Source organism: Peribacillus sp. CSMR9, from assembly GCF_033141925.1.
Taxonomy (GTDB): Bacteria; Bacillota; Bacilli; order Bacillales; family DSM-1321; genus Peribacillus; species Peribacillus simplex_A.
In genome coordinates this window covers 1-19051 of the sequence record NZ_JAOPHO010000066.1, presented here as the reverse complement: position 1 = coordinate 19051, position 19051 = coordinate 1, and the positions used below count along the sequence as shown (strand labels likewise).

The following is a 19051-nucleotide window of genomic DNA, read 5'->3' as shown; positions in this document are numbered from 1 at the left end:
GGCAAAAATTCAAAGGGAATCTCAAAAAGGGGTTCGGAATTTTTTAATTCCGAACCCCTTTTGTCTACAAACTGAAACCGGCTTATTAAGCCGGTTTTGTTTTATTCCTCAAAAAAATCAGCAAATCCATCACTGTTGATTCTATCGGAATAGGGGTTCTCATCATTTACATTCTTTGCATCCAAATTTGTTTTGATGACTAAACGGGGACTCTGTGATGGTTCCCTGATGATACGGTCGTTCAGCTCTTTAAAATCCGGTGCATTCTTATTGCCGGGTTTGTTTGGTTCCAATAAAACCACCTCCATTAGTATTTTTGCAATAAATGATGTGGTGTATTCATGAATATTCTTTGGTTTGGGAAAGATAAAAGGAATGAGGAGGAGATCATGATGACCAAATGGAACGAACAAGCCGCTCCCAATAATAATTTAAAGGCAAGTGATTTTAACCAGGATGAAGCAGAAAAAGCAAAAGTGGGTTCAAAAACCATTGATGGGGATCAATTGAATGATTTAAAAATCCAACGGGAAATCAGGAAACAAAATATATAAGAAAAGAGCTTCCTGGGTGCGGTACAATTAACATTGGATTATGCAGTGGGAAAACGCTTGGCGGTTAAACCAAGCGTTTTTTGTCCAAAATGAAAGTGGAATTCCATGATGGGATTCATTTTGATCATGAACGCTTTTGCTTTTTAAGTGAAGATGGTTGAGTGAAGGACCCGGTTTCTTTTGTAGTGGTACCTTGCCCCTCAACCTGAGAAGAACCTAAACGGGTTTGTGATGCATCTTTCTTGTGTTTTCCATTCATGTTTATCACCTCGATATTACTTTCCCTATTTCCTTTGCATCCTATACATATATTGAAGGTGAAAAGGACAGGTTAGAAAGAAGAGGAGGTGTGTGTTGATGTCAAAAATCGGTGTTGAAGAATCATTAACGAATATTCAGGAAGCACTTCGTGAAAAAGGTTTTGATGTTGTGGAGATTAAACAAGAAGCTGACGCTAAAAACGTGGATTGTTGTGTGGTAACAGGATTGGATACTAATGTGATGGGAATTAGTGATACTTCATTGAAAGCGTCTATCATTGAGGCAAATGGTTTATCGGCTGATGAAGTGTGCCGCGAGGTTGAAAATAAAGTGAACGCAATTCAATAGTTCAAAAAGTGCCTAACCTTTACCGGTTTAGGCACTTTTTTCCTGTTTAAGGATGTTGTGCAATGGAAATTGCCGCGTTCAATTCCATAGCTACATTACCTTTGATCGCTCTTGAAATCATACAAGAAGCTTCAGCTTTTTCAGCAAGCTTCCTCGCCTTTTCAGCCGCTTTTTCAGATGTATCCGGTGCTAATACAAGTGTAGGGCGATGAATGATCTTCTTGTAGGTGAATACACCATTCGTAACATCCACTATGGCTTCCGATTGCATGGTCAAGCTGGCCTTTTTTATATGGGCTCGCTCTAACATGGCAGCAAAGGTAATGATATAGCAGGTCGAGGCCGCTCCAAGCAGCATTTCATCGGGATTTGTGCCGATCCCTGGCCCCTCCATTTCCGTAGGGATACTTATCTGTGTTTGAAGATTCCCTGATTGAATAATGCCGATATCATTTCTGCCGCCGGGCCATTCTGCGGTTAAATGAAAGTGATGTATGGTCATTTTAAAACCTCCTTACTATTCTCTAGTGTAAACGATTAAATAGGTCAAGTATTCGATTTTGCTCAATCGGCCGAATAAAGTGCCCGTTCGGTCTAATTATCACCGATTGGGACATAAAAACCTGCCGAATAATCTAAAGGAATCGGCCCATTAAAAGTTTGGTAAAACAAAAGGCAGAGGCATTAGGCTATTTTAAGCACAATATTGGATAGGCTTTTCTATAATGATATAGATAGTTCTATATAAATAATAATTCATTACGGAAGGGCTGAAAAGTTGACTACATTGAGCAATATGTTCGATTTGACTAATAAAACGGCAATCATTACCGGAGGCGGAAGAGGATTGGGCAAACAGATTGCTATGGCTTTGGGGGAGGCTGGCGCTAATATAGCCATTGCTTCACGAAATCTTCCTGTATGTAAGGAAGTATGTGAACACTTGCAATCAATGGGTGTTAATGCCATTGCCTTTGAATGTGATATAACGAATGAGAGTGACATTGATCTTGTGGTACAGGAAACGGTTGCTCAATTCGGTACGATTGATATTCTCGTCAATAATAGCGGCACGTCCTGGTCAGGTCCATTTGTGGATCTTCCCAAGGATAAGTGGGAAAAAGTATTGAATGTAAATGTTACAGGTACATTCTTGTTTTCACAGGCTGTAGCGAAGGTTATGATACAGCAAAATTCCGGAAAAATCATTAATATCGCATCCGTGACAGGTCTTGGCGGTACGTTTCCTGAGGTATTGGATACCATAGCTTATAACACCAGTAAGGGTGCCGTCATTACAATGACTAAAGATTTAGGAGTTAAACTTGCAAGATACGGCATCCAGGTCAATGCGATAGCACCTGGATTTTTCCCGACCAAAATCACAAAGGGAATTCTTGAGAAATCCAATTATGACATATTAGGTAATACACCGGCTCGCAGGTTTGGCAATGAAGATGATTTAAAGGGAGCCGCCGTATTTTTAGCCTCACAGGCTTCTGACTATATGGTTGGTCATGTTTTGATCGTTGACGGGGGAACATCGGCATTAGTATAAATGGAGGAGAAAGGAAGGAAAGATATATATGGCTAAGGAATCAAATTTTTATAAAGGGCTTAAACTACTAGGAGTACAAAAAGAGCAAGAGCTGAATCACAAATTTCAAAATCTGCTGAATAACCGGGAATTAATTGAAACAGTAAGCGACAATGCACAATTGCAGATTCCAAAAATAAATAGGATGCAGGAAGCCTCAGAAAGATTGTCCATCATCATGAATTACCCAACAAAAAAAGATGTAGCGAGTCTTGCAAAATTAGTCATCCAGCTCGAAGAAAAAATTGATAGGTTAGAAGAGTTACTTATGGATAGGGACGGGAATGTCAGAGGGAATTCTTCATTTCGTAATAAACGGAATGCTTATTCATCGCGTAAAAAGTTAAAGAAATCAGGATGGGAATCCAATGAAATAGAAGGGAGTAAAAAAAGGTTAGCGGATTTTATGAATGAGTCCTTATTATTAAGTGCACAGTTGCCTAAATTCGATTCATTTGGACAGGGGAATTCAAATGTCTAAACGGAAAGTGCCGAAAAATCAGTCCGAACCCATATCTAAATGGAAACATTTTTTGGATATTCCCAATCAGCCTATGCCTGAAATGGGTCTGACGTCGAAAAAAGAGGTGTGGAAAAAAAACAAATCAACGCTCTGGTATTATCCGTCGGCACAAAAAAAATATGATGTGCCGGTTTTTCTTATATATTCACTAATCAATACTCCATTGATTCTTGATTTGTCCCCAGGGAATAGTTTAATAGAATCTTTTGTAAATGAAGGTTTTGATGTATATTTGCTTGATTTCGGAAGCCCGGGTTTTGAAGATGGCGAGATATCGATCGAAGATTATATCGTCGATTATATTCAAAAAGGAGTGCAGCGTGCATTACGTCACTCTGGAGCATCAGAAATTACAGTTATGGGGTTTTGTCTCGGCGGTACGTTAGCCGCAATATATGCTGCCATTGCCGACGAGCCGATCAAGAATTTGATCCTCTCCGTTACACCGGTAGATTTCAGCGCCTCAGAATTTTTTGATCAATGGCAGGAAGCATTAAAAGAAGGGACCGTGGATTTTGACGAGACGATTGATATTTATCAAACGATCCCAGCAAGTGCAGTTAAATATGGAATCCGTTTAATTACATCTCCTATATATATATCACCCTATTTATCTTTATTGAATAAAGCGGATGATGTTGAATACGTTCAAAATTGGCGCCGTTTCAACGCGTGGACCAATGGGCATGTGCCATTATCCGGAGCAGCTGCAAAACAAATAACGAAGGATCTTTTGATGAAAAATCGCTTGGTTAATGGTGGTTTTAAGGTTAGGGGGAAAAAGGCGAAGCTTTCGAAAATTGATGCTAGTGTTTTGGTCACAGCAAATAAGTATGATCGTTTGGTCCCTCAGGAGATGATTTATCCGGTAATGGAGCATCTAACATGTAAGGATAAGACATACAGACTACTGAAAAGTGGACATGCATCCAAACAATATTCAGCTAAACTCCCATATTATTTGAAGGAATGGCTACCGGGGCGTTCTTCACCAATTAAATAAGTTACTGGGGGAAGTGAAATGTACGTATTGAACGACAGTGAGTATATTAAAATCATGCCGGTTTTGGCGTATATAGGCTTTGCATCACTGATATTTTCAAAATTCTTTGCAACATTACCGGATTATTAAAGTGATAAATGAAAGGGCTGGCTCGGCAAATAGAGCCAGCCCGTTATTGTATTATCGATACTATTTTACCCGTTCTTCAAGAGGTGAGAATTCTTTATCCCCAGGTTCTGCAGTGGGTTTCCAAAGGGCATATGTGCGATGGGTTTCCATTCCCGAGGAATATCCCATGCCTTCTTCACTTCTTCATCGATTAAGGGATTATAATGCTGAAGGCTTGCACAAAACCCCTCGATTTCCAATGAAGTCCATACGCAAATTGTAAAATGCCAGATGATTGGTTCGACCAAATCGGAAAGTTATCGGCATACGTTTTGAATTGTTCTTGAAGCCCATCAATAATGGCTTGGTCTTAAAAGAATAAAACCATACCATAACCATTTTTAAATGACTTCTTTTTTTCTACCGTTTTTCCAAAATCTTTGTCCCCGGCGGTTTTTCGTAATGTTTCTCTCGTGATATCCCATATTTGGTCGTGGCTTTGACTACTTAAAACAATCACTCTTGCACTTTGGGAGTCGAAAGCGGAAGGGGAATGTTAAACGGCATGATCGATAACTTCTTTAATCCTTTTATCAGATACAACACTTACCTTGCTAAGGGAATAATAAGAGCGCCTATCTTCAATTGAGCATAAAAAATCTGTAGCCATATCACACCTCCATTAATTATACCGACTTATTTTGACCTGGTTTTAATATTTTATTATAAGTGAATGCGGGTGAAATATTTAAATGAAAGAAAGGTTGACAAATAAATCACTATCATTTATCTTTAAATCAAGATATTTTTATTAAAAGTAATTTACCTCTAGTTAAATATCTCGGATTCGAGATATTATTTTCGGATAATTCATCTCCGTAAGGGGAGATTTATAAAGATAGGAGTGGTACAGATGGAATTAAAAGGATTACATCATGTTTCAGCGATTACAGCTAAAGCGGGAAACAACTTTGAATTCTATACGAAAGTGTTAGGGATGCGATTAATCAAAAAAACGGTGAATCAAGATGATGTTCGTGTGTATCACTTATTTTATGGAGATCAAATTGGGTCACCGGGTACAGAACTGACGTTTTTTGAAATTCCCAATGCCGCCCGCACTCACGAAGGAAACAATAGCATTTCAGAAATTTCTTTAAGGGTTAGGGATGATAGAGCACTTGAATATTGGAAAAAACGGTTTGTAGAATGCAATGTTGAGCATGATGAAATATCGACCCGTTTTAAAAGAAAGGTGCTTTCTTTTAAAGATCCTGAGGGGCAAAGGCTTCTTCTGGTTTCCGATCAGGGTAGTAACGGAATTCAAGCAGGTGTACCATGGGATGGAAGCCCGGTACCGCAAGAGTTTTCCATCATTGGATTAGGACCAGTAAAACTCACCGTACCCAATATTGACCAGACACAAAGCGTTCTAACGGAGGTGTTGGGATTCCGGAAATCAGGAACATACCCATCTTCTTTAAGGGGGCAAAATCCGATTGTCGTTTACGAGACAGGTGAGGGTGGAACAGGAGCGGAAATCCATATTGAAGAAAGGAAGGACATCCCTCGAGAACGATTGGGGAGGGGCGGAGTGCACCATGTTGCCTTTCGGGTGGATAATGAAGGGGAACTGAGAAAATGGATAGAAAAAATTAGTGAATCGAATTTTGTGAACTCGGGTTATGTAGACCGCTTTTATTTTCGTTCCCTCTATTTCAGGGAGCCGAATGGCATCTTATTTGAACTAGCGACAGATGGGCCTGGTTTTACTGTGGATGAAGCAGAGCAGCACCTAGGTGAAAACCTTGCCTTACCACCTTTTTTAGAATCGAAAAGACAGGATATTGAATCGAATTTAAAACCGCTGAATACAAAATCAACAAATTAATCACCGGGAAAGGAAGTAATCGGCATGCAAAAGAAAACCGCGGGAATACATCATATAACAGCAATTGTAGGCAATCCTCAAGAGAATGTGGATTTTTATGCTGGAGTATTGGGAATGCGCATGGTCAAGAAAACCGTCAATTTTGATGACCCAGGAACCTATCATTTATATTTTGGGGATGAATCAGGTTCACCAGGGACCATCATCACTTTCTTTCCTTGGCCTGCGGCATACCAAGGGAAAATTGGCTCTGGACAAGTGGGGATTACAACATATGCGGTTCCGGAAGGTTCAATGGATTTCTGGGAAATGCGGTTGAACAGGTTTAATATAGTATTCGAGAAAGTTTCACGTTTTGGAGAGGAATATCTGGAATTTCAAGATCCCCATGGTTTGCAACTTGAACTGGTTGAGCGTAAAGAAGGGAAAAATAGCGAATGGTCATTCGGCGGTGTACCAGCTTCCAAGGCGGTCAAGGGATTCGGCGGTGCCGTATTATTGACGTCAAAACCGATCAAAACGATGGAACTATTAGAGAAAGTGATGGGCCTGCAAAAAATTGGGGAAGAGGGCGATTACATCCGCTTCAAATCCACATCGGACATCGGAAATTTGATAGATGTTAAAAAAACGGTTTTGCAAAATGGGAACATCGGAGTGGGAACTGTCCATCATCTTGCATGGCGTGCAATCGATAATGAAGATCATAAAGAATGGAGAGAGCATATCGCCAACCATGGCTATGGTGTGACACCCTTTACAGACCGTCAATACTTCGATGCCATTTATTTCAGGGAAGATGGAGGTATACTTTTTGAAGTTGCCACAGATCCACCTGGCTTCGCTCATGATGAAACGAAGGAAACGATGGGTAGTAAATTAATGCTGCCGCCATGGCTGGAAGAAAAAAGGGGAATCATGGAGAAAACGTTACTGCCGGCAGTGCCGAGAGTACTGGAGGAGGATAAATGATGAAGCATATTTTTCAAAAAGGAAGTAATCCAGAAGCGCCATTGCTTTTGCTTTTACATGGCACTGGAGGAACGGAAACAGATCTCTTGCCATTAGCGGAAATGGTTTCACCGGGATCATCTGTATTGAGCGTACGGGGAAATGTACTTGAAAACGGAATGCCCCGTTTTTTCCGCCGGTTATCCGAAGGGGTTTTTGATGAAGAAGATTTGATCTTTCGTACGAAGGAGCTTTATGACTTCTTGGAATCAGCGTCCAAAAAATATGACTTCGACCGTGAAAGAGTGGTAGCATTAGGTTATTCCAATGGTGCAAATATAGCGGCAAGTTTGCTGTTCCATTTCGAAGTGGCATTACAAGGAGCGATTCTTCATCATCCCATGGTGCCTAGAAGAGGGATTGCTTTGCCGTCCCTTTCGGATATACCTGTATTTATTGCTGCAGGTAAAAACGATCCGATTTGCCCGGCAGCAGAAACTGATGAACTTAATCAACTTTTACTGCAAGCTGGTGCTACAGTGGATGTTCAATGGGGAAATTACGGTCATCAGTTAACACGTTCAGAGGTTGAGGCAGCGGGTTCATGGTTTCAAAAGAACTTTTTATAAGAATGAGAGGGAATGAAGATGATTTCTGTTAATCCTGAAAGTCTTACTGAACGGGATAATTATAAGTTTTTGACCGGAAGCATTATACCGAGACCTATAGCCTTGGTTACGACACAATCCGAAACCGGTACAATCAATATAGCGCCGTTCAGCTTTTTTAACATAGTCAGTTCGAATCCTCCAATGATTTCCATTTCTGTTCAACGGAAAGAAGGAGTTTCAAAGGACACGGCTCGAAATGCAATTCAAACAGGTGAATTCGTTGTTCATATCACTGATGAGAATAATGTAGCTGATGCAAATCGAACGGCGAAGGAACTCCCATCTGACGAAAGTGAATTGGGTCTTACCAATTTCACGCCAGCTGTCAGTGATAAGGTATCCGTACCAGGATTGCAAGAAGCAAAGGTACGCTTTGAGTGCATATTAGAGCATGCGATACCATTGGCAGGTTCCCAGAATAAACCCGGTTGTGATTTATTGATAGGGAAAATAGTCTGCTATCATATAGAGCAAGATATTTACCATAATGGCCGAATAGACCAGAATGGGCTAAAACCTGTCGCAAGATTAGCGGGTCATACTTATACAAAACTAGGAGAATTATTTGAATTGGAACGTCCTTAAGAATTGTGGCGACACCTTTAAAAAGATGTCGTCTTTTTTTTTCTATCTTCCGTTATCTCCAAGTCTTGAGCGACTTGCCCGCAAAAAAGTAAGTCTTTACAATCCAAAACAAATACTTGACAATTTTTTCATAGATTGATAAAGTAATAAAAAAATAAATTTCTTATCCAGAGAGGTGGAGGGACTGGCCCAATGAAACCTCAGCAACAGGTCTACTACGACACTGTGCTAATTCCAGGGGGTGAAACCCTGATAGATGAGACCCTACGTTTTTATTTGTCAGTAACGCACTCTTATTAGAGTGCGTTTTCGTTTTTTCTGGATGCAGGATGAAGGGGAGTATGAATGGAGAACAAAAGGAAGCATGAATTTCAACGGGAAATGAAAGCACGGCATTTAATCATGCTATCGCTTGGGGGGGTGATTGGAACTGGTTTATTCTTAAGTACGGGTTATACGATTCAACAGGCTGGCCCGTTTGGCACTATCCTTTCGTATCTGATAGGGGCACTAGTGGTTTATCTGGTCATGCTATGTTTAGGTGAACTGGCAGTACATATGCCCGAGACAGGTGCGTTTCATAGCTATGCAGCCAAATACATTGGACCTGGGACAGGGTATACAGTAGCCTGGTTGTATTGGCTAACTTGGACTGTTGCACTAGGTTCGGAATTCACGGCCGCTGGATTGTTGATGCAGAGATGGTATCCATCAATCAATGTCTGGATTTGGAGTGCTCTATTTGCCATTTTGGTTTTTGTATTAAATGCGCTGACTGTCAAGTTTTTCGCTGAATCTGAATTTTGGTTTGCGTCAATAAAGGTAATTGCGATCGTGATATTTATTATTTTGGGAGTTGCTGCAATGGTAGGTTATATTCCAATGACTAACTCTCAATCAGCACCGCTATATTCCAATTTTATAAGTGCAGGGTTATTTCCTAATGGTGCTTTTGCCATTATCATGACGATGCTTGCAGTGAATTTTGCATTTTCTGGAACTGAATTAATCGGAATTGCAGCTGGAGAAACTGTGAATCCAGAAAAAACGATACCAAAGGCAATTCGTCTGACATTGTGGAGATTGATTATCTTTTTTGTAGGAACCATCGTTGTATTATCCGCATTATTGCCTATTTCGGATGCAGGCGTATTAGAAAGCCCCTTTGTGGCCGTTCTTGAACGAATTGGAGTGCCGTATGCAGCGGATATTATGAACTTTGTTATTTTAACTGCCATTTTGTCTGCTGCAAACTCAGGTCTATATGCCTCTTCCAGAATGCTTTGGTCACTTGCAGATAAGAAAACCATATCACCAATATTCGCAATATTAACAAAACGAGGTGTTCCGATATATTCAGTCATTTTCAGTATGTTGGGCGGTGGTTTAGCCCTGTTCTCTAGTGTTATTGCACCGGATACTGTATATATAGTGCTTGTGTCCATTTCGGGTCTGGCCGTGGTTGTAGTTTGGATGAGTATTAGCGCTTCACAGTTCCTATTTCGGAGACGATTTATAAGAGAAGGAAATTCAGTAAATGACTTGGCTTATCGTACACCATTATATCCGCTTGTACCAATCATTTCTTTCATGCTTTGTCTTGCTTCTTGTATAGGAATTGCATTTGATCCTACACAACGGATTGCGCTTTATTGTGGTATTCCATTTATTTTGTTTTGCTATGGAAGTTATTATGTAACACAAACTTCAAAGAAAAGAGGCGTAGATCTTGAAGAATAAAATTAACCCAATTGACGCTATTTTACGAGAACATTCAGTCATGATTCTGGACGGAGCTTTAGCTACAGAGCTTGAGCGGTATGGGTGTGATTTGGACGATCCGCTGTGGTCTGCCCGTGTATTACTTGAAAATCCAGAGGTGATTTATCGGGTTCACACTGACTATTTCCGTGCAGGAGCGGACTGTGCGATAACTGCAAGCTACCAAGCTACTGTTGAAGGTTTCTCCCTGCGTGGAATACAAGAAAAAGAGGCCCTGAAGTTAATTCAGAAAACGGTGTTTCTCGCAAGAAGAGCGAGAGATGATTTTTGGAAGGAAGAGACGCAAACGAACAGACCTAAGCCATTGGTTTCTGCATCAGTAGGACCCTATGGGGCTTACCTCGCTGATGGTTCAGAATATGTAGGAAACTATGGTGTTTCAGATGAAACTTTAGCAGAATTTCATCGAATAAGAATATCAGCTTTGATTGAAGCAGGTGCTGACCTTTTAGCATTTGAAACGATTCCATCCCTGCAAGAAGCAAAAGTATTGAATTCATTATTGAAAGATTATCCAGAAGTATATGCTTGGCTATCCTTTTCTTTGAAAAATGAGAAAGCAATAAGTGACGGTACATTGCTGGAGGATTGTGCAAAGTTCTTTGAGGACAGTGAGCAAATTGCAGCGATCGGTATTAACTGTGCACCAGTATCAGTTGTCACGGACGCCATCAAGGTGTTAAGTGCGAACACAAAAAAACCAATTATAGTTTATCCGAATTCTGGTGAAACCTATGATCCACAAACTAAAACATGGCATGGTCAAGAATCATGTAACACGCTCGAACAAAAATCTGAAGAATGGCACCATGCTGGGGCACGTTTAATCGGAGGATGCTGCAGAACGGCACCTCATCATATTGAAGAGATTTCAAGAAAGTGGCGACCTTCCGAAGTGGTATCCTCATAGCTTTATTCCTATATCAACTGTTTTTAATAATCATTATATAAAAAACAGGGCTTTGTTAAGTGGTATTGTTGTTTTCAGCTATAAAATATGGGAACGTCCGATTTGGACGTTCTCGTTCTTATTCCATTAAAGCCCCCTATAATGGAATAACTGTAAAGCTAATGAAGCTTTTTTAAAAGCTGCGTTTCCCTGCCCAAGCTCCTTGCATTTTACAAAGGAATACAATTTGCCCAATATGATATGCGTCGTGCATTGCTAAACTCTTCAGTTCAAGCACTAATGAATTATCTTCTCCTGGGATCTGTCTATACAAATCTTCATGTTCTGATTTTGCTAGTATTTTTCCAAGTTCACGATGAACATAAAAGTATTCTTGTTTTGTTTCCTTCCAATTTTCTAACGTCTCAGTTGGTAATCGAAATGTAGATTCATTATTTTCTGCCTGTGGTTCATTCGCTGTTTCACCAAGAAATCGCATCAGAAATCTCTTTTCATAGAAAAGTAAATGACAAACTAATTCCCAAATGGAATTCATTGCCCGATCAGCTGGTTTCCAAATTGCCTGTTCAAAAGTGATATCCTCTAGCACTTTTTCTAGTGGTGGAAACCAGTCTTCTTCATCTAAGCAGCTTGCCCATTGTTGTAACAAAAGTGTCTTTACATCCATTTTCTATTCCCTCCAATTTAATCCCTTTAATAGATATTCCCTTTGGTCAAAATTCATTTGCGGCGTGTTGTAGATAGCTCACTAATTAAGGTGTCATGCCAATTCCTTGTTCAATTAAACTGGCCCTTTAACGGAACAATGATCGTTCTTTTATTCGGAAAATTCTGGTAACGTCAGTTTATCATAAGTTGTGTTAACTGAGAAAGAACAACTGTCTAAAACCATTTTGGTTATCGTAAAGGTCTTTTATATGTTTGATGGTGTCTAAGAATTGGAACCAGCTCAAATAATGGTCTAGATACATCATTCAAACGCTCCATCCAGCTCTTTAAACGGCTGTGATAACTATTTACATTCTGGATGTGATAAATCCCTTTAACTCGCTCCCAACCATTTGCTTTTATAGCGATTGACGCTCAATTCCTTTTTCTTTGGCATAAGTCATAAACGCCCGCCAAGCATCCTTACATAGAACATTTTGTATTGATAGCCCTTGGAACCTAACGCTTCGTCCAAACTTTTTTTATAATACGCCCTTTTCCTATTGTTTTGGAAAACGTTCTCTTTTGGCGGTCTCTGGCTATAAGAACGCATACTTGGTCCTTACTTATTCCTCTAAACTCCGAACTACCACCGCGTAAATTTGGTTTTCCAACTTGGATATTCCGTTTGCCTTTCTCGGAATAGAGGAAATAGGTTTAATTCTTTTCTACTATGCCTTCGAAAAGTTCAAAATCCATCTGTTTCAATGCAGTTAGAATTTTATGCCTCCAATAAAAAGCGTCACATAATGAGCAACAATGGGTTTAGCTGTGATTTCCGAAGGGAATACCCTTCAATCATACATTCGATGAACTGAAGCCATTTACTAGGCATATGAGTTCTGTGAAGAGGAGTGTTCGTCATATCGTGAATGTTTCACCGCACTCTTTGCAGCGGTATCTTTGACGAATCAATGGTATTGATTGTAGTTTTTATCTGATATTTACCGAAGCGAATGACATTAGTGGATTGACAATGGGTGCAGGTGTAGCCGTCCTTGTTTTTTCTGTTCTGATACATCAGTGAATACAGACTCTGTTTCTCCCGCACTCCCTGTGAAGAACTCCTTCAATCGCTGCTGGTCTCTTTGGCTTAGATTTCTAATTTGGTTAATTATGTCCGCTACCGCCATTAAAACTCACTCGCTCTCAGTAATTTTAGTTCAATACAGAACGAATGTTCGATCGAATCGAATAACAACATTATTCTTTAACAAAGCCAAAAACAAAAAGAACAGGAAGCGTCTTTATCAGGCGGTACCTGTTCTTTTTGGTCTCTTTATTCGTTCAGTAATATGTAAAGAGACCGGGACCAGCCGCCTTGCTTATTTTTGTCTAGTCCCTTTAAAAAAAGGCGTGTAAGATCGGGATATAAATGATCGCTAAGATATGCTGTTCGGGTCCTGACCGGGTTTGCTGTGAGTTTACGATGGGAGCCGTTCTCGACAAATATTGATGGTCCAGTAGTTAACTCACTGACACTGGGGCTTACTTGATTTTGCAGCCATGTTTTGGATTCACATGTTCATTTTAAGTCGAAATCCTTTGTGACAACGTTGAAAAACATCCTTTATGTAAGTCGGCCCAGCATGAGCAGTTATTAACGAAAAAGTAAAAAGTGAAATTAAATCATATTTTTTTTTTGCTTGGGAAAACTAAACAAACAAGAATAGGAAGGAGAGAATGAGTATGAGTCGTGGTAAAAATTTTAATCATAAAGAAAAAGGTCACCCTGGAAATTTACCTAATAATAGAATAAGCGAAGAGAAGGAACACAGCCGACAGTATGAACAGATTGAGGATATTGTCACACATGAAGCTTTTAAAAATCGGGAAAAAGAAGACGAGATGCCTTAAACAGGGAAGCAGAATGTAGGTGGGGACATTATTAAAAGTGAGATTAAGCAACTTCCGATGCCGTTAAAAATTCGCTTTTAAAGATTTCATTGCTATGTTATAGGGGAAACCATGAGCTTTGCTATGGTTTTTTCTTTCATTGCAAATAAATAAAAAGGAAAAGCCGGAGTATTAAACCGATATTTCTTATGCTATATGTCTTTCCGTTCCATTTTATATCGATATGAAATTGGATCTGATCTTTGAATAAGACGACTTTCTTCTATTAATTAATAAAAACTAAATTTTATTGAAGAGCTACAAACCAGTAAGTAATTTTTACTCATTCTTAATTGGGGTGAGAGTCACGAACGTGAAAACTCAACATTAATCATAACCAGGACGACTTACCTGATTTTTTTTAATGGAGTTCATGAACTTAATAGCCTCCTTCTTCCGGAAGTTCCCAACTATAAGGGAGATAGTGAAAACAATTCCAAACCTTCAAAAATACTAATGACATGAATAACTTTAAGGAACGCTGATGCTGTATGGCCCGTACCTTTTTAATGCTACAGAATATGATAGTCTATACTCAGGTTTCGTTTATTTGCTGCCGAGATTTATATCAGAAGTCCAACTTATCAGATTTCAGCACAATGTCTTGTTGCTTCATTTTGTTTATTGCGATTTACTTCCAATTCTCGCTTAGTTCTAATAAAAGCAATAAATTGAATCATTTCTTCTTCAGAAAGAGAGGTTCCATCGACAGCTAGCTCCATGTTTGGGAAATCCGTTAATTCCATGACTTGATTGGACTCTGTGGAAACATTTCCAGACTGAAAAAATGGATAATCTACTCTACCTAGAATGTAATCGGTGGATGTTTCATATAAGCCGGCTAATAAATTAATTGTTTCTAATGAAGGGCGGCGGTGCCCCGATTCGTAACCTGCATAGGTACTCTTAGCGATTCCGAGTCTATCAGCCGTATATTGTAAAGACCACCTTTTGCCCTTCCTTAATGCAGTTAATCTATTTAAAATCATCTTTATTACTCTCCTTTTATATATAAAACTATTATAACATCATATTACAATGAAGTGTACGCGTAATGAATAACTTACCCTTGATTTCACACTGGAACATGACTATAATTACATATGGTGTACGCGTAATATAGACATTCACAAAGTACATCCTTTCTGAGATGCTTAGAATGATTGGGAAACAGGGAGGCTCTATAGGGGGTAGTATATTGGAGAAGTTGAAGTCAAAAATTAAGAAGTTGATGTTGATTACTACCGGTGGTACAATTGCTTCGTTAGAAGGGAAAAATGGACTGGTACCGGAGATGAAGGCTGACGAAATTTTAGGCCACCTACCGGGATTAGATTTACAATGTCAGATTGATAGTAAGCCTTTGATGAATATTGATAGTACGAATATGCAGCCCGAGGATTGGACAGAAATGGCAAAATCCATCCATGAGCACTACCATGATTACGATGGCTTCGTCATCACCCATGGAACAGATACAATGGCTTACACTTCAGCTGCGCTCTCATATATGTTACAAGATTTAGGGAAACCGATAATTATTACTGGTTCTCAAATCCCGATCGCCTTTAAAAAGACGGATGCCAAAAGAAATATCTCTGATGCGATTCGGTTTGCTTGTGAAGATATCGGAGGAGTATATGTAGTTTTTGATGGTAGAGTCATCCAGGGTACTAGGGCCATTAAATTGAGAACGAAAAGCTATGATTCTTTTGAAAGTATTAATTATCCTTATATTGCTTCCATATATGAAGATAAAATTGAGTATCTTAAGCCAGTTCATTCACTAAAGAATAAGGAACCTAAGTTAGATGGATCCCTTTGTACTGATGTTGCTTTAGTTAAGCTGCATCCCGGAATTAAGCCGGAATTCTTTGATTTTCTGAAAAATCAATATCGGGGAATTGTTATTGAAAGTTATGGAAGCGGCGGTATTCCATTTCAAGGAAGAAATATTTTAGAGAAATTGAATGAGTTGGTCGAATGTGGAATATCCGTTGTCATTACTACCCAATGTTTAGAAGAAGGGGAGGATATGGATATATACGAAGTGGGACGAAAAGTAAATAAGAATGTCATCATTCGTTCGAGAAATATGAATACAGAAGCCATCGTTCCTAAGTTGATGTGGGTATTAGCAAAGACACAGGAACCCAAAAAGGTGAAGGAAATGATGGAAACACCGATTGCAGAGGACATTACATTCTAGAACATACAAAGGGGCAAGAGGAAATGTTAATAGATGAAAAAACATACCGAATTGAAAAAGACTTTCTTGGGGAAAAGGAAATTCCAGCAGATGTTTATTATGGGATACAAACTTTACGAGCTGTAGAAAATTTTCCGATTACCGGTTACAAAGTTAATGAAGAAATGATTCGTGCACTTGCTATGATTAAAAAAGCAGCCGCTTTAGCGAATATGGACACGAAACGGTTATATGAAGGTATTGGAAGCGCTATCGTTAAAGCTTCAGATGAAGTGATCGATGGAAAGTGGCATGAATATTTCATCGTTGACCCAATTCAAGGCGGCGCGGGTACATCGATGAATATGAACATCAATGAAATCGTTGCCAACCGTGCGTTAGAACTTATGGGACACAACAAAGGTGATTATGCACATGTTAGTCCAAACAGCCACGTTAACATGTCGCAATCAACAAATGACGTATTTCCAACTGCCATTCATTTATCAACACTACGACTATTAGAGCAATTGATACAAACAATGACAAAGATGAGTACGGTCCTAAAGAATAAAGCAAAACAATTTGATCATGTTATCAAAATGGGACGCACACATCTTCAGGATGCAGTGCCAATTCGTCTCGGTCAAGAATTTGAGGCCTATAGTCGCGTATTAGAGCGGGATATCAAAAGAATTAGTCAATCACGTCAACATTTATATGAAGTGAATATGGGAGCAACAGCAGTTGGAACGGGATTAAATGCAGATCCGCGCTACATTGAAAATGTTGTTAAGTATTTAGCTGAAATCAGTGAATTGCCACTTGTAGGAGCAGAACATTTAGTAGATGCAACACAAAATACGGATGCCTATACTGAAGTGTCAGCTTCATTGAAAGTATGCATGATGAATATGTCTAAAATTGCTAATGATTTACGTTTGATGGCTTCAGGACCAAGAGCGGGATTAGGAGAAATCACACTTCCAGCACGTCAACCAGGTTCATCGATTATGCCCGGAAAAGTAAATCCAGTAATGCCAGAATTAATTAATCAAGTTGCTTTCCAAGTGATCGGGAACGATAATACAATATGCTTAGCTTCAGAAGCAGGGCAATTAGAATTGAACGTAATGGAGCCAGTGCTTGTATTCAATTTACTACAATCTATTAGCATAATGAATAATGCATTCAATGTCTTTACAGATTATTGTTTAGAAGGTATTGAAGCGAATGAGCAACATTTAAAAGATTATGTTGAACAAAGTGTTGGTGTGATTACAGCAGTCAACCCGCACCTTGGTTACGAAGTGGTTTCACGTATTGCGCGTGAAGCGATTTTAAAGGGGAAATCAGTTCGTGAACTTTGTTTACAGTATGATGTGTTAACAGAAGAAGAACTGGACCTGATTCTAAATCCTTATGAGATGACAAAACCCGGTATAGCGGGAGCTTCTCTTTTTGATCGGCAATAACCAGTAAATTAGTAGAAAACATTAATCTATATGATTTTTGATGTAATGACTATGCCTTTAGGACCGTTGGTATAAAGGCATAGTCATTAATTATATACATTCCTTTATGAAATGTTCAACCATCCGTCAACTGCCTGTAAATATTGATAACTGAATATTCAATTATTTTTGACCTTCGATCTAATCATGGAGGGGGGAACTATTTATAAAAAATCCATCGCCCTTAGAATATATCTAATAGCATTAGCCGCTACAGATCCTCTTAAATATTCAAATAAGCCAGTCAGTCAAAATAGCAGCCTTTTTGTTTAAAAGGTCCTGTTAAAGCATGATAAGGAACACGACAAAAAAAGATCGTCCCTTTATTGCAGAGGAGCGATCCTTTGCTGTTAGTATCTTTAAATGGTTTCTTACCACAAGGAGAATTTTGTTTAAGAACCTGAGCTTACCGTTCTATTCAATATGATTCAGCCATACATTAAAAAGATGTAAATAGAATGATTAAGGGGGGAACTGCTTTGTCAGAAGGTGTGCATAGTATCGTTTTACCTGTTTCAATAAAAACGGTATGGGGATTTGTAAGTAGTATAGATCGTTGGGCACCTCTTGTCCCGGGATATATCAATCATGAGATGATAAATGATTGGACACTCATTTGGGAGTTTAAAAGCGATTTGGGATTAATGAAGAAGAAAGTAAAACTTGAAGTGAATATATTGGAATGGATTGAACCCGAAAAGGTAACATTTAAACTTAAGGGATTAAATGAAAAATTTGATGGCCATGGCTATTTTTTAGCAGAACAGTACGGAGTTGGACAGACTAAAATGACTGGATGCCTGGCGATTTCGGCAAAAGGAGCCAAAGCCCCTATCGTCAATGCTTTGTTAAAAACCTACGTTCCCCAAATGACGATCGAGTTTTCTGAGGCAGTTGCGCAAAGTCTCCTAGTACAAAAATAGAAATTACAAATTGCAGCTATCATTAATGAACATTGGCACTTGACAATTATACCTAAGTGGTATGTATTATAAATTGTAAGATTTTTATCAATCCTTCATTTCACCTGAATAGGTTTTATGATGGATGTCTGGATAAGATTCATAAGTAATGGGCAGGGTAGGAGGCCTCACATGGAATATGATAAGCAGGTTAAAAATAGAGTGAAGCGAATAGAAGGACAGCTTCGTGGGATATTGAAAATGATGGAGGAAAACAAAGATTGCAGAGATGTAGTAACGCAGTTATCTGCCACAAGATCTGCAATCGATAGGACAATAGGTGTAATAGTAAGTTCAAATCTTGTAGAATGCGTCCGGGAGGCTAATGAAACCGGAGAAAAGAATCCCGAAGAGCTAGTGAAAGAAGCTGTGAATTTATTAGTGAAAAGCCGATAAGCAATTATATTTATTGTTATTGTTGAATTTGAATTTTTAAGACAATGATTGAAAACAATCTGTCCAATCTGAGAAATTCTAGTGTCCAGGGTGGATGGATTTTTTTAAAATGGGCCTCTACAGGAAGGAGGGCACTGAAAAAGTCCCTTCGGGCCAATAGAGGTAGATTTTCTCAGTTTATTCTGAGGAAATCTACCTTTTTT

At 39.1% G+C, this 19051-nt stretch carries 21 protein-coding genes, 2 pseudogenes and 1 riboswitch; of the genes and pseudogenes, 16 read left to right on the top strand and 7 right to left on the bottom strand.

Annotation, left to right across the window (positions count from 1 at the left end):
- Nucleotides 1-101: 101 nt before the first annotated feature.
- Complete coding sequence (locus N9I19_RS20540) at nt 102-293, bottom strand: hypothetical protein (RefSeq protein ID WP_284470549.1); 192 nt, start codon at nt 291-293, stop codon at nt 102-104.
- Nucleotides 294-389: 96 nt separating this feature from the next.
- On the opposite strand from N9I19_RS20540, the gene N9I19_RS20535 reads away from it, so the two are divergent.
- Nucleotides 390-554: a hypothetical protein gene (locus tag N9I19_RS20535; protein ID WP_185147890.1), complete on the top strand. Its 165-nt coding sequence runs from the start codon at nt 390-392 to the stop codon at nt 552-554.
- A gap of 124 nt (nt 555-678) precedes the next feature.
- On the opposite strand, the gene N9I19_RS20530 is transcribed toward N9I19_RS20535, so the two are convergent.
- Complete coding sequence (locus N9I19_RS20530; protein WP_089363323.1) at nt 679-813, bottom strand: YuzL family protein; 135 nt, start codon at nt 811-813, stop codon at nt 679-681.
- 98 nt (nt 814-911) lie between these two features.
- Here N9I19_RS20530 and N9I19_RS20525 point away from each other — a divergent pair, with 98 nt between their 5' ends.
- On the top strand, nt 912-1163 hold the full coding sequence (locus N9I19_RS20525; RefSeq protein WP_061463471.1) for a YkuS family protein: 252 nt from the start codon (nt 912-914) through the stop codon (nt 1161-1163).
- A gap of 46 nt (nt 1164-1209) precedes the next feature.
- Here the strand turns inward: N9I19_RS20525 and N9I19_RS20520 are convergent, their stop codons facing one another.
- On the bottom strand, nt 1210-1665 hold the full coding sequence (locus tag N9I19_RS20520; RefSeq protein WP_317778826.1) for an OsmC family protein: 456 nt from the start codon (nt 1663-1665) through the stop codon (nt 1210-1212).
- 294 nt (nt 1666-1959) lie between these two features.
- Between N9I19_RS20520 and N9I19_RS20515 the strand changes: the two genes are divergently transcribed.
- The 3 genes from N9I19_RS20515 to N9I19_RS20505 are packed head-to-tail and all read left to right on the top strand — an operon-like array spanning nt 1960 to nt 4286.
- Complete coding sequence (locus N9I19_RS20515; RefSeq protein ID WP_317778829.1) at nt 1960-2721, top strand: SDR family oxidoreductase; 762 nt, start codon at nt 1960-1962, stop codon at nt 2719-2721.
- A 28-nt stretch (nt 2722-2749) separates the two neighbouring features.
- Nucleotides 2750-3241 carry a hypothetical protein gene (locus N9I19_RS20510; protein ID WP_317778825.1) on the top strand — a complete coding sequence of 164 codons (492 nt, stop codon included), beginning with the start codon at nt 2750-2752 and terminating at the stop codon, nt 3239-3241.
- Entirely contained in the window at nt 3234-4286 is a 1053-nt protein-coding gene (locus N9I19_RS20505) for an alpha/beta fold hydrolase (protein WP_317778824.1), read from the top strand. Before N9I19_RS20510 ends, N9I19_RS20505 begins: the two co-directional genes overlap by 8 nt.
- Nucleotides 4287-4475: 189 nt before the next feature.
- On the opposite strand, the pseudogene N9I19_RS20500 reads toward N9I19_RS20505, so the two are convergent.
- A pseudogene (locus N9I19_RS20500) lies at nt 4476-5064 on the bottom strand (nitroreductase family protein).
- Nucleotides 5065-5307: 243 nt separating this feature from the next.
- On the opposite strand from N9I19_RS20500, the gene N9I19_RS20495 reads away from it, so the two are divergent.
- The 6 genes from N9I19_RS20495 (at nt 5308) to mmuM (ending at nt 11184) form a co-directional block, all read left to right on the top strand.
- Nucleotides 5308-6285 carry a ring-cleaving dioxygenase gene (locus tag N9I19_RS20495; RefSeq protein WP_317778823.1) on the top strand — a complete coding sequence of 326 codons (978 nt, stop codon included), beginning with the start codon at nt 5308-5310 and terminating at the stop codon, nt 6283-6285.
- A gap of 24 nt (nt 6286-6309) precedes the next feature.
- The gene (locus N9I19_RS20490; protein ID WP_317778822.1) at nt 6310-7257 is read left to right on the top strand and encodes a ring-cleaving dioxygenase; all 948 of its coding nucleotides are present in this window, start codon (nt 6310-6312) and stop codon (nt 7255-7257) included.
- Nucleotides 7257-7865, top strand: coding sequence for an alpha/beta hydrolase (locus tag N9I19_RS20485; protein ID WP_317778828.1), 609 nt, complete (start codon nt 7257-7259; stop codon nt 7863-7865). The genes N9I19_RS20490 and N9I19_RS20485 overlap by 1 nt, the downstream gene beginning before the upstream one ends.
- Before the next feature lie 18 nt (nt 7866-7883).
- Nucleotides 7884-8492, top strand: coding sequence for a flavin reductase family protein (locus N9I19_RS20480; RefSeq protein ID WP_125161363.1), 609 nt, complete (start codon nt 7884-7886; stop codon nt 8490-8492).
- Between the two features lie 160 nt (nt 8493-8652).
- Nucleotides 8653-8755: riboswitch (SAM riboswitch) on the top strand.
- 82 nt (nt 8756-8837) lie between these two features.
- Nucleotides 8838-10232: an S-methylmethionine permease gene (gene mmuP, locus N9I19_RS20475; RefSeq protein ID WP_317778821.1), complete on the top strand. Its 1395-nt coding sequence runs from the start codon at nt 8838-8840 to the stop codon at nt 10230-10232.
- A complete protein-coding gene (gene mmuM, locus N9I19_RS20470; protein WP_081108819.1) occupies nt 10222-11184 on the top strand; it encodes a homocysteine S-methyltransferase in 963 nt (320 codons plus the stop codon). The genes mmuP and mmuM overlap by 11 nt, the downstream gene beginning before the upstream one ends.
- Nucleotides 11185-11356: 172 nt before the next feature.
- Here the strand turns inward: mmuM and N9I19_RS20465 are convergent, their stop codons facing one another.
- Together N9I19_RS20465 and N9I19_RS20460 are read right to left on the bottom strand one after the other, a co-directional pair.
- Nucleotides 11357-11851, bottom strand: a complete 495-nt coding sequence (locus tag N9I19_RS20465; protein WP_317778820.1) for a DinB family protein — start codon at nt 11849-11851, stop codon at nt 11357-11359.
- A gap of 150 nt (nt 11852-12001) precedes the next feature.
- Nucleotides 12002-13025, bottom strand: a pseudogene (locus N9I19_RS20460) (IS1595 family transposase).
- 556 nt (nt 13026-13581) lie between these two features.
- Between N9I19_RS20460 and N9I19_RS20455 the strand changes: the two are divergent.
- Entirely contained in the window at nt 13582-13749 is a 168-nt protein-coding gene (locus tag N9I19_RS20455; RefSeq protein WP_162878727.1) for a hypothetical protein, read from the top strand.
- 623 nt (nt 13750-14372) lie between these two features.
- Here the strand turns inward: N9I19_RS20455 and N9I19_RS20450 are convergent.
- The gene (locus tag N9I19_RS20450) at nt 14373-14777 is read right to left on the bottom strand and encodes a helix-turn-helix domain-containing protein (RefSeq protein ID WP_317778819.1); all 405 of its coding nucleotides are present in this window, start codon (nt 14775-14777) and stop codon (nt 14373-14375) included.
- 230 nt (nt 14778-15007) lie between these two features.
- Between N9I19_RS20450 and N9I19_RS20445 the strand changes: the two genes are divergently transcribed.
- The 4 genes from N9I19_RS20445 (at nt 15008) to N9I19_RS20430 (ending at nt 18848) form a co-directional block, all read left to right on the top strand.
- Nucleotides 15008-15997 carry an asparaginase gene (locus N9I19_RS20445; RefSeq protein ID WP_317778827.1) on the top strand — a complete coding sequence of 330 codons (990 nt, stop codon included), beginning with the start codon at nt 15008-15010 and terminating at the stop codon, nt 15995-15997.
- 23 nt (nt 15998-16020) lie between these two features.
- Nucleotides 16021-17451, top strand: a complete 1431-nt coding sequence (gene aspA, locus N9I19_RS20440; protein WP_317778818.1) for an aspartate ammonia-lyase — start codon at nt 16021-16023, stop codon at nt 17449-17451.
- A 518-nt stretch (nt 17452-17969) separates the two neighbouring features.
- A complete protein-coding gene (locus tag N9I19_RS20435) occupies nt 17970-18413 on the top strand; it encodes an SRPBCC family protein (protein WP_309518871.1) in 444 nt (147 codons plus the stop codon).
- 171 nt (nt 18414-18584) lie between these two features.
- On the top strand, nt 18585-18848 hold the full coding sequence (locus N9I19_RS20430; protein WP_283896419.1) for a metal-sensitive transcriptional regulator: 264 nt from the start codon (nt 18585-18587) through the stop codon (nt 18846-18848).
- Nucleotides 18849-19051: the final 203 nt, after the last annotated feature.